Source organism: Kocuria sp. KKT182, from assembly GCF_055635395.1.
Window position 1 is genome coordinate 1,554,260 of the sequence record NZ_CM145757.1, and the last position, 15,688, is coordinate 1,569,947.

General features: G+C 72.8%; 11 protein-coding genes. 5 read left to right on the plus strand and 6 right to left on the minus strand.

The annotated features are described in order from the left end of the window. Nucleotides 1-9: 9 nt before the first annotated feature. The 5 genes from ACZ2G1_RS07155 to ACZ2G1_RS07175 all read right to left on the minus strand — a co-directional run bounded on the left by ACZ2G1_RS07155 (nt 10) and on the right by ACZ2G1_RS07175 (nt 5,459). Nucleotides 10-462, minus strand: a complete 453-nt coding sequence (locus ACZ2G1_RS07155) for a pyridoxamine 5'-phosphate oxidase family protein (protein ID WP_368826751.1) — start codon at nt 460-462, stop codon at nt 10-12. A 136-nt stretch (nt 463-598) separates the two neighbouring features. Beyond that, entirely contained in the window at nt 599-1,996 is a 1,398-nt protein-coding gene (locus ACZ2G1_RS07160; protein WP_470377616.1) for an MFS transporter, read from the minus strand. Nucleotides 1,997-2,278: 282 nt separating this feature from the next. Beyond that, complete coding sequence (gene galK / locus ACZ2G1_RS07165) at nt 2,279-3,538, minus strand: galactokinase (protein ID WP_284563432.1); 1,260 nt, start codon at nt 3,536-3,538, stop codon at nt 2,279-2,281. Beyond that, nucleotides 3,535-4,677 (minus strand): galactose-1-phosphate uridylyltransferase, encoded by a 1,143-nt coding sequence (gene galT, locus ACZ2G1_RS07170; protein ID WP_470377617.1) that lies wholly within the window; start codon nt 4,675-4,677, stop codon nt 3,535-3,537. Before galT ends, galK begins: the two co-directional genes overlap by 4 nt. Next, on the minus strand, nt 4,674-5,459 hold the full coding sequence (locus ACZ2G1_RS07175) for a DeoR/GlpR family DNA-binding transcription regulator (RefSeq protein ID WP_284563430.1): 786 nt from the start codon (nt 5,457-5,459) through the stop codon (nt 4,674-4,676). The genes galT and ACZ2G1_RS07175 overlap by 4 nt, the downstream gene beginning before the upstream one ends. 194 nt (nt 5,460-5,653) lie before the next feature. Here ACZ2G1_RS07175 and ACZ2G1_RS07180 point away from each other — a divergent pair, with 194 nt between their 5' ends. The 5 genes from ACZ2G1_RS07180 to ACZ2G1_RS07200 all read left to right on the plus strand — a co-directional run bounded on the left by ACZ2G1_RS07180 (nt 5,654) and on the right by ACZ2G1_RS07200 (nt 14,332). Beyond that, a complete protein-coding gene (locus tag ACZ2G1_RS07180) occupies nt 5,654-7,897 on the plus strand; it encodes an alpha-galactosidase (RefSeq protein ID WP_470377618.1) in 2,244 nt (747 codons plus the stop codon). A 9-nt stretch (nt 7,898-7,906) separates the two neighbouring features. After that, nucleotides 7,907-8,848: a carbohydrate ABC transporter permease gene (locus tag ACZ2G1_RS07185; RefSeq protein ID WP_035925052.1), complete on the plus strand. Its 942-nt coding sequence runs from the start codon at nt 7,907-7,909 to the stop codon at nt 8,846-8,848. 15 nt (nt 8,849-8,863) lie between these two features. Continuing rightward, nucleotides 8,864-9,847, plus strand: a complete 984-nt coding sequence (locus ACZ2G1_RS07190; RefSeq protein ID WP_081994276.1) for a carbohydrate ABC transporter permease — start codon at nt 8,864-8,866, stop codon at nt 9,845-9,847. Nucleotides 9,848-9,856: 9 nt separating this feature from the next. Next, nucleotides 9,857-11,269 carry an ABC transporter substrate-binding protein gene (locus tag ACZ2G1_RS07195; RefSeq protein WP_470377619.1) on the plus strand — a complete coding sequence of 471 codons (1,413 nt, stop codon included), beginning with the start codon at nt 9,857-9,859 and terminating at the stop codon, nt 11,267-11,269. Nucleotides 11,270-11,350: 81 nt separating this feature from the next. Then, a complete protein-coding gene (locus ACZ2G1_RS07200; RefSeq protein ID WP_470377620.1) occupies nt 11,351-14,332 on the plus strand; it encodes a glycoside hydrolase family 2 TIM barrel-domain containing protein in 2,982 nt (993 codons plus the stop codon). 80 nt (nt 14,333-14,412) lie between these two features. Here ACZ2G1_RS07200 and ACZ2G1_RS07205 read toward each other — a convergent pair whose 3' ends face one another. Then, nucleotides 14,413-15,603, minus strand: coding sequence for an ROK family protein (locus ACZ2G1_RS07205; protein ID WP_035925059.1), 1,191 nt, complete (start codon nt 15,601-15,603; stop codon nt 14,413-14,415). Nucleotides 15,604-15,688: the final 85 nt, after the last annotated feature.

Sequence of the window (15,688 nt, forward strand, 5' to 3'; positions counted from 1 at the left end):
GGCGCCGGGTCAGTGGCCCAGGTGGAACACGCGGCCGGTGACCTTCGTGGGGGCCACCTCCACGTACTCGAGCTTGGTGGTCCCGACCCACGGCCGCAGCGGCAGCTCGTCCACCCGGTCGGTCTCCTCCGGGTCGGTCAGCTGGCGGGCCGTGCCGCGCACGATCACGGACCAGGCCTCCCCGCCCTGTGCCTGGTCGACCTGCACGGCGACGTGCTCGTTGAGCGCCAGGTGCAGCAGCTTGGTGCCCTTGGCGGTGCGGAAGTAGATCTTCCCGTCGTCGGCCACGAGGTTGATGGGGGTGATCTCGATCTCGTCGCCGTCCATGGTGGCGATCCGGCCGAAGCGTGCGCTGTAGAGGTGCTCCCAGCACTGCTCCGGGGTCAGCTCCGTGACCGGCGGCCGGTGCGCCCGGGCCTCCTTGTCGGGATTGTGCCCGGAGATGTTCATGGGGTTGCTCATGCGGTCATTCTGGCACGGGGCCTCCGCGGGCGTGACCCGTGTCATGTTCGTGACCGGGGCCCGGTCCGGGACGGGCGGACGCCCCGGCCGGGGTGACCGGCCGGGGCGTCCGCCATCGTCAGCGCTTCCGGAGCGTTCAGCGGCCGGAGGCGGTGCCCGCCCCCTGCAGCCGCTCCAGATCGGCCGCCTCGGTGCGGGTGGTGTGCAGGTCGTCGATCTGGCCCAGGGTCCTGTCCTTGGTCTCCTTGGCCGTCAGGGCGGCGGCCACGGCGACCAGGCAGGCGCCGGTGACGAACCCCGCCACGCCCAGCCAGTTGTTCCCCTCGGCCCCGGCCAGGGAGCTGGCCAGGACGGGGGCGAAGCCGCCGGAGATCGCGAAGCCGATCTGGGTGCCCAGGGCCAGCCCCGTCACGCGCACCCGGGTGGGGAACATCTCCGCGTAGAAGGAGGGCCAGATGCCGTTGGCCATGGAGTAGAAGAAGCCGGACATGACGGCGCCGAGGAGGAAGATCAGCGTCCAGTTCCCGGCGTGGACGGCGGCCAGGTAGGGATACATCATCGCGGCCGCGCCGGCCGCCCCGGTGATGAACACCGGCTTGCGCCCGACCCGGTCGGCGACCGTGGCCACCACGGGGATCACGAGCAGGGCCACGGCGTTGGCGATGACGGAGACCCAGAGCATGGTCGAGCGGTCCAGGCCCACCACGGAGGTGGCGAAGGACAGCGACCACACCAGGAAGACCACGTTGACGGTGTTGATCATCGCGGCCGCGGCCACGCGCAGCACCGCGGTCTTGTGGTGCTTGAACATCAGGGCGAGGGGGGTGGCCGGCTTCTCGCCGGGCAGCACGGCCCGGGCCTGCTCGAAGGCGGGCGGCTCCTCCAGGTGGCGGCGGATCAGATAGGCCACGACCACCACGACGGCGGAGAGCCAGAACGGGACCCGCCAGCCCCAGCTGAACAGCTGCTCCTCGGTGAGCACGAGCGTGAAGGGGATGAAGACGGCGGTGGCGAGGAGGGTGCCGAACTGGGTGCCCTGCAGCGTCCAGCTCGTGGTGAAGGCCCGCCGGTGCTCCTCGGAGTGCTCCAGCGAGACCGAGATCGCGCTGGCCTGCTCGCCGGAGGCCGACAGCCCCTGGATGACACGGCAGGTCACGAGCAGGGCCGGGGCCAGCAGCCCGGCCTGGTCGTAGGTCGGCAGGCAGCCGACGGCGAAGGTGCCGGCGCCCATCATGAACAGGGTCAGCATCAGCACGAACTTGCGCCCGAACCGGTCGCCGAGGGGGCCCATGATGAGGGCCCCCAGGGGCCGGACGACATAGGCGACGCCCACGGTGCCCATCGACAGCAGGATCGCCACCCCGGGGGACGTGTCGGCCGGGAAGAACAGGTGGTTGAGCACCAGGGCGGCGGCCGTCCCGTAGACGGCGAAGTCGTAGTACTCCAGGGCGGAGCCGATCCAGCTGGCCAGGGCCGCCTTCTTCGGGGTCTTGCCGTGGGTCGCGGCCGCGGCCGGTGGAGGAGCGTTGTGCATGGGAGGTCCTTCGCTGAGGGCACCCCGGACGGCGGGGGCAGGGACGTGAGCGGAGCTGGAGAGAGGTGCACCGGCGGGTGGACGGGTTCGCGAGGAGCCCGGCCGGCCGGACCGTTGCCATATGCTGGCAACTGTGTTTATATCTTGAACACAAGGATGATCCAGATCACACTGCACGTCAAGAGTGCGCCCTGCGATGACGCCGGCCCCGGGCCCAGTGGGCCCGGGGCCGAGGAGCAGTGGCGCGGTGCCACCGACGTCGTCCTGCGAAGGATCCGCGCCTCACCGCACCCGGCCGGCACCCTCCCCCGGCACGACGACGAAGACGTCCGGCGCCCGGTGACCCCGGTCCGCGAAGGCCTCGGCGACCGCGTTCCCGACCTGCTCCGCCCGCGCCGCGGGCACGAGGGCGATCGCGGAGCCGCCGAAGCCCCCGCCGGTCATCCGTGCGCCGGCGGCCCCGGCGGCCAGGGCCGCGTCGACGGCGAGGTCGAGCTCGGGGCAGGAGATCTCGTAGTCGTCCCGCATCGAGGCGTGGGAGGCGACCAGCAGCTCCCCGATGCCCCGGACGTCCCCGGCCCGCAGCCGCCGGACCGTCTCCAGGACCCGGCGGTTCTCGCTGAGCACGTGCCGGACCCGGCGGGCGGTCTCCTCGTCCAGTCCGCTCAGGTCGGTCCCGTCCGGGACGTCGCGCAGGGAGACCGCTCCGAGGGCGGCGGCCCCGCGCTCGCAGGAGGCGCGCCGGGCGGCGTAGCCGCCGTCGGCGTGGGAGTGGGCGACCTTCGTGTCGACCACCAGGACGGCGAGCCCGTGCCGGGCCACCGGCAGCGGCACGAGCTCGGCCTCCTGGGTGCGGCAGTCCAGGAACAGCGCCGCGCCGGCCCGGCCGCGCAGGGAGGCCGACTGGTCCATGATCCCGGTCGGGGCGCCGACGAACTCGTTCTCCGCCCGCTGCGTCAGCCGCGCCATCGCCGGCCGGTCCAGATCCAGTCCGAGCAGGTCGTTCAGGGCCACGATCGTGGCGACCTCCACGGCGTGCGAGGAGGACAGGCCCGCGCCCACGGGGACGGTCGAGTCCAGCAGCAGCTCGAACCCGGGCACCTCCACCCCGTCGAGGCCGGCGAGCACGTGCACCACGCCGGCCGGGTACGCCCCCCAGCCGCCGACCGCCCCGGGGGCGAGCCCGGGGATCCGGAACCGGGCCCGGGACAGTCCCCCGCCGTCGGGGGCGTACGTGGAGGCCAGGTCGACGACGTCGTGCCGGATCGCGTCCTCGCCCTGCCCGGTCCGCCGCCCCTGCTCCGCGTCCCGGCGCAGCCGGACGGCGACCATCGCCGAGCGGTCGATGGCGAAGGGCAGCACGAAGCCGTCGTTGTAGTCGGTGTGCTCCCCGATGAGGTTCACCCGTCCCGGGGCACGCCACACCCCGTCCGGAGCGTGGCCGTACACCTCGGTGAAGCGGCGGGAGAGCTCATCCGCCCGGGCGGCGTCGTCCTGGCCTGCCTGCCGAGCGGCCGGCTGGGGGGTGTGCTGTCCGGTCATCGTGCGGCCTCCCTCAGGCGTGCGGCGGTCTGCTCGGCGGTGACGTCGTTGATGAACGCCCCCATGGCGGCCTCGGAGCCGGCCAGGAACTTCAGCTTGTCCTCGGCCCGGCGCGGGCTGGTGAGCTGCAGGTGCAACCAGCCGGCCTCCCGGTCCGCGGTCGTGACGGGGGTCTGGTGCCAGGCGGCGATGTAGGGGGTCGGCGTGTCGTAGAGCCGGTCCACCCGCTGCACCAGATCGCGGTAGAGGACCGCCAGCTCGTCCCGCTCCTGCCCCGTGAGCGCGGCGAGGTCCGGGACGCGGCGGTGCGGGACGAGGTGGACCTCCAGGGGCCAGCGCGCGGCGTAGGGCACGTAGGCGGAGAAGTGCTGCCCGGCCAGCACCATCCGGTCCCCGGCGGCGGTCTCGTCGGCCAGGACCTCGCCCATCAGGGTCCGCCCCGTGGCCTCGAGGTGCGCCCGGGAGCGGGCCGCGAGCCGGGCCGCGTGCGGGGCCGGATAGGGGTAGGCGTAGATCTGCCCGTGCGGGTGGTGCAGGGTCACCCCGATCTGCTCACCCCGGTTCTCGAACGGGAACACGTGCCGGACCCCGGCCATGGCCGAGAGCGCGTCGGTGCGCTGGGCCCAGGCCTCCACCACGGTGCGCGCCCGCTCGGAGGACAGGGACGCGAAGGAGCCCTGGTGCTCGGGCGTGAACACGACCACCTCGCACCGCCCCACGGCCGGGGACGGGACGCCCCACAGGGACCGCTCCCCCACCTGCCGCGGGTCCGGCAGCTCGGTCAGCTCCGGGCCCAGCGAGGGGAAGCGGTTCTCGAAGACGACGACGTCGAAGTCCTCCGCCGGGATCTCCGACTCGCGCCCACCCACGCTCGGGCACAGCGGGCACTGGTCGGCCGGGGGCAGATAGGTGCGCGCCTGCCGGTGGGCGGCCACCGCCACCCACTCCCCCGTCAGCCGGTCGAAGCGCACCTCACCGCCACCGGAGCGGACGTCCAGGGGCCGGCGGTCCACCACCTGCTCCACGGGCGGGGTGCCGCGGTCGGAGAAGAACACGGCCTCCCGTCCGTCGGCGAGGTGGTGCGTCCGGTGCGCGATCAGCGGCGCGGCGGCGCGCTCGGCGGGGGCGGGAGAGGTCATCGGACGGGCTCCAGTCGCAGGTCGGGGACGTGCTGGCTCAGGGTCTCGCGGTCGGCGGCGCCCAGACCGTCGTCGGTCACGACCGTGTCGACCTCGTCGAGACCGGCGATGCGGTGGAGCCCGGACAGGCCCCACTTCGTGGAGTCGGCCAGCACCACGCTGCGGTCGCAGCGCTCCAGGAAGAGGCGGTTGATCTCGGCCTCCATCATGTTCGGAGTGGTCAGCCCGTCGCGCTCGGACAGCCCGTGCACGCCCAGGAAGGCCAGGTCCACGTGCAGGGTGCGCAGGGCCGCGGTGGCCAGCGGGCCCACCAGGGCGTCCGAGGGGGTGCGCACCCCGCCCAGCAGGACCACCGTCTGTCCCGTGGCGGGCGCGTCCTGGAGCACGTCGGCGATCCGCGGGGAGTTCGTCACCACCGTGATGTCGCTGACGCGGCGCAGGGCGCGGGCCAGCGCGAAGGTGGTGGTCCCGGAGTTCAGCGAGACGGACATGCCCGGGGCCACCATCGCCTCGGCGGCGGCGGCGATGGCCGCCTTCTCCGGCAGCTGCAGCTCGGACTTGTGCGTGAATCCGGGCTCGGCCGCGGAGGATCCCGCCGGCAGCTTCGCCCCGCCGTGGACCTTCTGCAGCTCCCCGTCCCGAGCCAGCCGGTCCAGGTCCCGGCGCACCGTCATGTCGGACACGCCCAGCTCGGCGACCAGGTCCGCGACCCGCACCGCACCGGAGGCGCGCACGCGGTCGAGGATCTCCCGCCGTCGGCGGTCGGGGAGCATCTCGGTCATGGGGCCTCCTGGCTCGGCAGGGGTCCGTCGAGACCCCGGATCGGTGACATGCCCCACAATACAAACATCCTGATGTTCTTTTCAACAGGGTTGATGTTTGATTCTGTCGCTTCTACTATGACGTGAACCACATCGATCCACCACTGCGATCGAGTGCCCGAACCCACCACCCCGATCAGCGCCCAGGAGCCGACATGACTGCTGCGACCCTCGAGCCGACCACCGCCCTCGATCCCACCGGACCGTGCCGGGTCCACCTCACGAGCGGGGGAATGTCGGTCCTGGTCGACCTCTCCGAGGCCCAGCTGCCCTCCGTGGTGCACTGGGGCGCCGCACTGCCCGGCCTCGACGCCGAGGAGGCCGCCGTGCTCGTCGAGGCCGCGGTGGCCCACCGCACGGCCAACGGGCAGGACCTGCCGATGCGCCCGGACGTGCTCGGGAGTCTGCACACCGGCTGGAGCGGCCGGCCAGGACTGGTGGGTGACCGGGACGGCACCGCGTGGACCCCGCTGCTGCACCTCACGGAGGCCCGGCTGGATCCGGTGGAACCGCAGGAGGTCCTCGCCGACGGCGCCCTGGTGAGCGCCGGCGCGGCCCGCCTGCTCGTGACGGCGGAGGACACCGGCGCAGGCCTGCGCGTGGCGGTCGAGCTGGAGCTCACGCCCTCGGGCCTGCTGCGCGCCCGCGCCACGCTGACGAACACCGCCCCGGGTCCCTACCGCGTCCAGGAGCTGGGCCTCGTGCTCCCCCTGCCCACCCACGCGAAGGAGATCCTGGACTTCGCAGGGCACTGGGGCAAGGAACGGACCCCCCAGCGGCGCGAGCTCACCGTGGGCACGCACCTCCGGGAAGGACGCAAGGGCCGCACCGGCGCCGACGCCGCCTACGTCCTGTCCGTGGGTGAACCGGGCTTCGGCTTCGCCGACGGCGAGGTCTGGGGCCTGCACACCGGGTTCTCCGGCAACCACCGCACGTGGGCGGAACGGCTCTACGACGGCCAGCAGGTGCTGGGCGGCTCCGAGCTGCTGCTGCCGGGCGAGGTCTCGCTCGGACAGGGCGAGAGCTACACCACCCCGTGGCTGTACGGCGTGTACGGGCGGGGGCTGGACGAGCAGGCCGGGCGCTTCCACGACTGGCTCCGGGCCCGCCCCCAGCACCCCGCCCGACCCCGTCCGGTGACGCTGAACGTGTGGGAGGCCGTCTACTTCGACCACCGCCTCGAGAAGCTCTCTACCCTGGCCGACCGGGCGGCCGCCGCCGGCGTGGAGCGCTACGTGCTCGACGACGGGTGGTTCGGCGCCCGCCGCGACGACAACGCCGGACTGGGCGACTGGGTGGTCTCCCCCGAGGTGTGGCCGCAGGGCCTGTCCCCGCTGATCGACCACGTCAACGACCTCGGCATGGAGTTCGGCCTGTGGTTCGAGCCCGAAATGGTCAACCCCGACTCCGATGTGGCCCGCGCCCACCCCGAGTGGATCATGGGCCCCGGCGGGCGCCTGCCCACCGAGTCCCGCCGGCAACAGGTGCTCGACCTGGGTGTTCCGGAGGCCTACGCGCACGTGCGCGACCAGATGGTGGCTCTCCTGGACGAGTACCCGATCGCCTATCTCAAGTGGGACCACAACCGCGACCTGCTCGAGGCCGGCACCCACCCCGACGGACGCCCCGGGGTGCACGCCCAGACCCTGGCGACCTACCGGCTGATGGCCGAGCTCAAGGAGCGGTTCCCGGACCTGGAGATCGAGTCCTGCTCCTCTGGCGGCGCCCGGGTCGACCTCGGGGTCCTGGAGCACACCGACCGGGTGTGGACCTCCGACGACATCGATCCCTTCGAGCGCCAGCAGATGCACCGGTGGACCCAGCAGCTGATCCCGGCGGAACTCATGGGCGCCCACATCGCCTCCGGCGCCTCGCACACCACCGGGCGCATGCACACCCTGCACTTCCGCGCCGGCACCGCCGTGTGGGGCCACCTCGGCATCGAGTGGGACCTCACCCAGGCCACCGAGCAGGAGATGTCCGAGCTGGCCGAGTGGGTCGCCTTCCACAAGGACCACCGCGGTCTGCTCCACTCGGGCAGGCTGGTCCGCCTGGACGCCTTCGACCCGGCCCTGCGGATCCACGGCGTCGTCGCCCCCGACCGCTCGGAAGCGCTGTTCGCCGTCGTCGGCGCCGCCCTGCCCGACGTCGAACCCGTGGGCCGGTTCCGCCTGCGCGGCCTGGACCCCGAGCTCCGCTACCGGGTGCGCGACGTCACCCCCGGCGCGGACCCGCACGGGTTCCGCCGCCCGCCGTGGTGGCCGACCGAGAGGAGCGTGGTCCTGTCCGGCCGGGCGCTGCAGACCGTGGGCGTGCACGCCCCCTGGCTGGCCCCGGACACCCTGCGCGTCCTGCGGCTCGAGGCCCAGGATCCCACCCAGCCCGCTCCCCAGGATTGAGGTAGCCCCATGTCCACGACCACTCGTTCCCGCCGACCGGACACGCCGGTCGTTCCGGGCCAGGCCGGCGGTGCACGCCGGCGGGGCCGGCAGGACACCCGGATCGCGATGCTGTTCATCGCCCCGGCCCTCCTCGGCTTCCTCGTCTTCCTCGCCTGGCCCACCGTGCGGGGCATCTGGCTGAGCTTCACCAGCTTCAACCTGCTCACCCCGTCCGAGTTCGTGGGCCTGGCCAACTACCGACGCCTCGTGCAGGACCCCATCTTCTGGGACTCGCTGCTGGTCACGGTGGAGTACGTCCTGCTGAACATCGGGATCCAGACCACGTTCGCCCTGCTCATCGCGCTGATGATGCACCACCTCACCCAGTCCACCTTCCTGCGCGGGGTGGTGCTCGCCCCCTACCTGGTCTCCAACGTGGTCGCCGCGATCGTGTGGCTGTGGATCCTCGACACCCAGTTCGGGGTGGCCAACCAGGTCATCTCGTGGGTGGGGCTGGACCGGATCGGCTTCCTCTCCGACGAGACCTGGGCCATTCCCACGATCGCGCTGATCAACGTGTGGCGGCACATGGGCTACACCGCCCTGCTGATCTTCGCGGGTCTGCAGACCCTGCCCCAGACCGTCTACGAGGCGGCGCGCATCGACGGGGCCGGTGAGGTCCGGACCTTCTTCACCATCACCCTGCCCCTGCTGCGCCCCATCCTGGCGCTGGTGCTCATCATGACGGTCATCGGGTCCTTCCAGGTCTTCGACACCGTCGCCGTGACGACCGCCGGTGGGCCGGCCAACGCCACCAACGTGCTCCAGCTCTACATCTACGACATGGCCTTCGGCCGCTTCCAGTTCGGCTACGCCTCGGCGATGTCCGTGGCCCTGCTCGTGGTCCTGGCCGTCATCACCTTCCTCCAGTTCCGTCTGACCCGCGCCGGGTCCACGGACCTGGCCTGATCCCGAGGAGCTCCGATGAACCCGACCCCAGCCCCAGCGCAACCCGGAAGCGCCGCGCCCAGTTCCACGGGCGCCGCCGCGCCCGTGACCGCGGCCCCGGCGGACACCCCCGCCCCCGCCCGCCGCCGGATCACCCCCGGCAGGCTGCTCGCCTGGGCCTTCCTGATCGCCGTCGTCCTCGTCACACTGTTCCCCTTCTACTGGATGCTGCGCACCGCGCTGTCCACGAATCCCGGGCTGCAGGCGGATCCCTCCTCCTGGTTGCCCCCGGAGTTCACCTGGGGCGCCTTCGAACGCGTGCTGGGGATGCAGTCCACCGAGGAGGCCCTCGCCGAGGGCGGCTCCGGCACGTCGCTGAACTTCTGGCGCTACCTGCTGAACTCCGTGGTGGTGGCCACGCTCATCACCGCGGGCCAGCTGCTGTTCTCGGCCATGGCCGCCTACGCCTTCTCCCGGCTGCGGTGGCCCGGGCGGGACCGGATGTTCGCCCTGTTCCTCGCCGGACTCATGGTGCCGGCCATCTTCACCCTGCTGCCCAACTTCGTGCTCATCAAGGAGCTGGGACTGGTGGACTCCATGCTGGGCATCGCCCTGCCGACGATGTTCATGACCCCGTTCGCGGTGTTCTTCCTGCGGCAGTTCTTCATGAACGTCCCCGCGGAGATCGAGGAGGCCGCCCTGCTGGACGGCGTCTCCAAGGTCGGGGTGTTCTTCCGGGTGATTCTGCCCATGTCCGCGGCGCCGATGGCGACCCTGGGCATCCTCACGTACATGACGGCCTGGAACGACTACTTCTGGCCGCTGATGGTCTCCTACACGGACGCCTCCCGCGTCCTCACGGTGGCCCTGGGCGTCTTCCGGGCGCAGTCCCCGCAGACCGGCACCGACTGGGCGGGTCTGATGGCCGCCACCCTCATCGCCGCGCTGCCGATGATCCTGCTCTTCGCGGTCTTCGCCAAGCGCGTCGTCAACTCCATCGGCTTCAGCGGCATCAAGTAGGAGCTCACCATGACACGCAACCCCGCACTCTCCCACCGTCCCCGGCGCACGCCACGCACCCGCACGCGCCTGGCCCTGGCCGTCTCCACCGTCCCGCTGCTCGCCCTCACCGGGTGCGGGGCGGACCCGGACGCCGAGGCCACGGCCACCGGCGTCGTCGACTACTGGATGTGGGACACCAACCAGCTGCCCGCCTACCAGAAGTGCGCCGAGATGTTCGAGACCGAGCACCCGGACCAGGACGTGCGCATCACCCAGACCGGATGGGACGACTACTGGACGAAGCTCACGGCCGGGTTCATCGCCGACACCGGCCCGGACGTGTTCACCAACCACGTCTCCAAGTACCCCCAGTTCGCCGAGCTCGAGGTCCTGGCCCCCCTGGACGAGCACCCTGCCACCGCGGTACTGGACCCCGACGACTACCAGGACGGCCTCGTCGACCTGTGGACCGGCCCGGACGGCCACCAGTACGGCGCGCCCAAGGACTGGGACACCGTCGCCGCCTTCTACAACGAAGAGCTGCTCGCCGAGGCGGGCCTGACCCCCGCGGACCTCGAGGGCTGGAGCTGGAACCCCGAGGACGGCGGCAGCTTCGAGGACCTCGTGGCGCACCTGACCGTGGACGAGAACGGCGTCCGCGGCGACGAACCGGGCTTCGACAAGGACCACGTCGCCGTCTACGGCCTGGGCATCTCCGAGGCCGGCGGGAGCACCGCCGGCCAGGGACAGTGGTCGGCGTTCGCCGCCTCCAACGGCTGGCGGGTCACGAACGAGCCGCTGTGGGGAGACCACTACAACCTGGACGACCCCGCGCTGCACGAGACCCTCGACTGGTACTTCGGGTTGACCGACAAGGGGTACATGCCCCCGTACGGGCAGTTCAACGCGGCCGAGGGCGTCAACGCCCAGCTGGCCTCGGGATCGGCGGCCATGGTCCTGGACGGGGCCTGGATGATCAGCACCTACGCCGGCATCGAGGACTTCCCCGTGGGCACCGCCCGCACACCCGTGGGACCCGACGGCACCGCCACTTCCATGCTCAACGGCCTGGCGGATTCGATCGTCAAGGACACCGACAACCCTGAGGGCGCGGCGCAGTGGACGGCGTTCATGTCCTCGGCGCAGTGCCAGCAGGAGGTCGCCCGCGCCGGTGTCGTCTTCCCCGCCCGAAAGGACGCCACGCCCCTCGCCGCGGAGGCCTACCGGCAGATGGGAATCGATCCCGAACCGTTCACCGCCCCGGTCCAGGAGGGCAACACCGTCTACTTCCCCGTCACGAAGTTCGGCGCAGACGTCTCGGCCCTGATGACCCCGGCACTGGAGGACATCTACGCGAACCGGGTGCCCGCATCCGTCCTGGCGGAGACGAACGAAGCCATCAACGTCCTCTTCGAGACCGACGAGACCGACGACTCCTGACCCGAGCCGCTCCGGGACCTCTCCTCCCGGTGCGGAGCCCTTCCCGACCACGACGACCCCCGACCCGGAGCACCGAGACCCATGCATCCCTGCACCACCGGCAGCACCGCCGATGCCCGAGTGGACCCGTGGTGGTTCACCCACCCCGACGGATCCCGCGGGTCGTTGCCCCCGCGGGCGCACCTCACCTCCGACCGGCCGGAGCTCTCTCTGGCGGGCGCGTGGGACTTCCGCTGGTTCCCCTCGGCGTCCGACGCCGTCTCGGCCTGCCCCGACCCGACAGCACCGGACACCGCCTGGCCGGACCGGATCCCCGTCCCCGGCCACTGGGTGCTCGAGCACCTCGACGGGGACCGGCGGTTCGGCACCCCCTGGTACACCAACGTCGTCTACCCCTTCCCCGTGGACCCGCCGCACGTCCCGGACGCCAACCCGACGGGCGACCACCGCACGCGCTTCGTGCTCGTCGATCTCACCGGCGGCGCGAGGACGGACCTGCGTGCCGTGCTGCTGCGCTTCGAGGGCGTCGAGTCCGCCTTCCGGGTGTGGGTGAACGGACGGTGGGCCGGCCAGGCGATGGGCTCCCGGCTCACCCACGAGTTCGACGTCACCGACCTCGTCCGGGACGGGGAGAACACCGTGGTGGTGCGGGTCCACCAGTTCAGCGCGGGGTCCTACCTCGAGGACCAGGACCAGTGGTGGCTGCCCGGCATCTTCCGCGACGTTCGCGTGCTCGGCGAGGTGCACGGCGGGATCGACGACGTCCACCTCACCGCGGACCGGGACCCGGCCACCGGTGAGGGCGTCCTGGGCTGCCGGATCACGGCCCCCGCGGGCGCGTTCCCGGTGCAGGTGGAGATCCCGGAGCTCGGCCTTTCCACCACCGTGGACGGCCCCGACCGGGTGGAGCTGCCCGTCGGGGTCGTGCGCGCCTGGACCGCCGAGGACCCGCACCTCTACGACGTCGCCCTGCGCGCCCAGGGACAGCTCGTCACCCACCGCGCCGGATTCCGCCGCGTCGCCATCTCCACCGACGGCGTCCTGCAGGTCGACGGCGCCCCGGTGCGCTTCCGCGGCGTCAACCGGCACGAGTTCCACCCGCGCCGGGGCCGCGCCGTGGATGCCGACTTCACCCGCGACGAGTACCGCCTCATGCAGGGGAACCACGTCAACGCGGTGCGCACCAGCCACTATCCACCGGCGCACCACGCCCTCGACCTGGCCGACGAGATGGGGCTGTGGGTCGTCCTCGAGGGCGACCTCGAGACCCACGGCTTCGTGCAGCAGGGTTGGGCGCGCAACCCCTCGGACGACCCTGCCTGGCGAGGGGCCTACCTCGACCGCACGGCCCGGATGTGGCACCGGGACAAGAACCACGCGAGCGTCGTGATGCTGTCCCTCGGCAACGAGTCGGGCACCGGCGCGAACCTCGCGGCCGCCGCCGACTGGCTGCGCCGGCACGACGACCGCCCCGTGCACTACGAGGGCGACCACGACGCGGCCTACACCGACGTCTACTCCCGCATGTACCCGACGCCGCGCGAGACCCGCAGCATCGCCGCCGGCGAGCCCGTGCCCTCCACGGACGCTGCCGGGTCAAACCGGATCGCCCGGATGCCGTTCGTGCTGTGCGAGTACGCCCACGCCATGGGCACCGGCCCCGGTGGCCTGGCCGACTACGAGGAGATCTTCCGGACCCACCCCCGCGCGTGCGGCGGTTTCGTCTGGGAGTGGAAGGACCACGGCATCACCACCGTCACACCCGACGGCTCCCCGGTGCTCGCCTACGGCGGCGACTTCGGGGAGCCCCTGCACGACGGCAGCTTCGTGCTCGACGGACTGTGCACCGCCGACGGCCTCCCCGGCCCGGGACTGCTCGAGTACGCGGCGGTGATCGACCCGCTGCGCGGCACCGCTGTGGAGACGCTCAGGACGGGCACGGTGGAGGCGGGCGACCTGCCGCCCCGCCGCAGCAGCCGCGTGCCCCTGCCCGTGGCCCCTGGACCCGGGCAGCACCTCGAGGTCACCGTGGAGGCCCGCGGTCCTGTGGCCGGGTCACGACGGCGTGACGCCCAGCTCACCGGCCCGCCGGCCGTCGCCTCCGGGACACCAGGGCCGGCCGCGACGGCACCGTCCGGGGTCCGCGGTCCCGTGCTCTGCGTTTTCCGCGCGCCCACGGACAACGACGCCGGCACCATCGAGCCGACCCGCGAACTGTGGCGGCCGTCCCCGGACGGGGACGACACGGACTGGCACGGCTACACCGGGACCGACCCCCGCGACGCCACGGCGACGCCGGGCATCGTGGTCTCCACGGCCCGGCGATGGCTGGACCACGGTCTGCACCGTCTCCAGCCGCGCACTCTGCCCCACGATTCCGGCGCGCCGGCGGGCACGGTCCGCACCCTGTGGGCCGCACCGGGCACCGATCTGCGCACCGCGCCGTTCGTGCTCACCCACCGCTGGAGCGCCACGGACCGCCCCGGCGCCCGGCGCCTGGAACTGTCCTGGCAGCTCCCCGAACTGGACGTCCCCCTCGCGCGGGTGGGCTGTGTCCTGTCCCTGCCCGTGGATCCCGACGGGGAGGTGAAGTTCGACGGCGACGGCCCGCACCAGTCCTATCCCGATGCCTGCGCCGCCGCGCGGTACGGCACGCACCGCCTTCCGGCCCGGGGCCTGGCCGATCCCGGCGCCCGCCCGCAGGCCTCGGGCAACCGCGCCCGCGCGCACCGGCTCAGCATTCCACTGGCCGACGGCACCCGCCTGCGGCTGCAGACCCTGAGCACCGAACTGGACGGAGCGCCCGCTCCCCGGGGGTTGCAGTGGACGCTCACTCCATACCGGGATGAGGAGCTCATGGCTGCGGCCCACCCGCACGAGCTGCCGGACACCGCCGGACGCGACTGGTTCCTGCACCTCGACGTCGGCCACCACGGTCTCGGCAGCCGCTCCTGCGGCGTCGACGTCGCACGCTCGGCGCGGCTGCACGCCCGCAGCGCCCGGCTCGACCTGGTCCTCGAGCCCGAGGCACCCGACACCGTGCGGAGACGGCCTGCCCGGTGAGCACGCTGCGGGGCCTCGCGACAGTCCTCGGGCGCGCCGGGGCACGCCGGGGACGGCGGACCTCGGCCGCCACCTGAGCCTCAGCGGCCGGCGAGCTCCAGGTCCAGGGCGTGGCGCTCCACGTGGTCCAGGGCCAGACGGACTGCCCCCACGGAGACCACCGACTCCCCGAGCACCGAGACCGCCACCCGCGGGGGCGTGGCGGTGAAGCGGGGCAGCAGGTCCTCGATCCGTCCCAGCAGCGCGCCCGCGGACTCGGCGACGGCACCGGCGATGACCACCAGTTCCGGGTCGAAGAGCGTGCCCAGCAGGCCGACGACCCGCGCGAGCCGCTCGGCGAGGCGGCCGAGGATCTGCTGCGCGACCTCGTCTCCGCCCGCCGCGGCACGGAACACCGCCTCCGCCTCGACGGCGCCGGACGGCCCGGCCAGCTCCCGGAGCGCGGTCTCCGGCGCCCCGGGCCGCACCGCCTCGGCGCCCCACGCCCGGCACAGGGCGGCGATGCCGTCCGGGCTGCCGACCCCTTCGACCAGGGTCAGGCTGCCGAGCTCGCCCGCCGCCCCGGAGCGGCCGTGCAGGAGACGGCCGGCCTCCATCACCCCGGTGCCGATCCGCTCCCCCGCCAGCATCACCACGAGGTCGTCCACCCCGGCGGCAGCCCCGCGCCAGCGCTCGGCCATGGCCGCGAGGTTGGCGTCGTTGGCCAGCAGGGCGGGCCACCCGCGGCGCTCCTCCAGCCGGGTCTCGAGGCCGAGGTCGAAGGCCTCCCAGAACGGCTGGCCGTGGGAGATCCTGCCGGCGCGGTCCACAGGCGCGGCGATCCCCACCGCGGCGGCCAGCACCGCTTCCGGGGCCACGGACGCGTCCGCGAGCGCGCCGTCGACGGCGTCGTCCACGGTGGCCAGGCGCCGCGCCGGGGCGGGGTCGGCGAAGGCGCGGGTCGTGCGGCCCAGGACGCGGCCCCGCAGATCCGCCACCACGGCGGTGGTCTTGGCCTCGCCGACGTCCACGCCCACCACGAAGCCCGCCCGGTCCCGGAACCGGAAACGGCGGGCGGGCCGGCCGACCTGGGCGTCGGAGGCCCCCTCGAGCTCCTCGATCCAGCCCATCCGCAGCAGGTCGTCGCACACGGCGATGACGGTGGTGCGCACCAGGCCGGTGGCGGCGATGAGCTCCGTGACGGTGACGACGCCCGCCTCGCGCATCACCTCCAGGACCGCGACCGTGTTGGTCCGGCGCAGCAGCTGCGGCGATGTTCCCGTGCGACCCACCCGAACCCCTTGACTCTCCCGAACTGTGATCCACATAATAGTCCAGATAATAAATCTAAGTCACGTATTTATGTTCCGCGCAGTG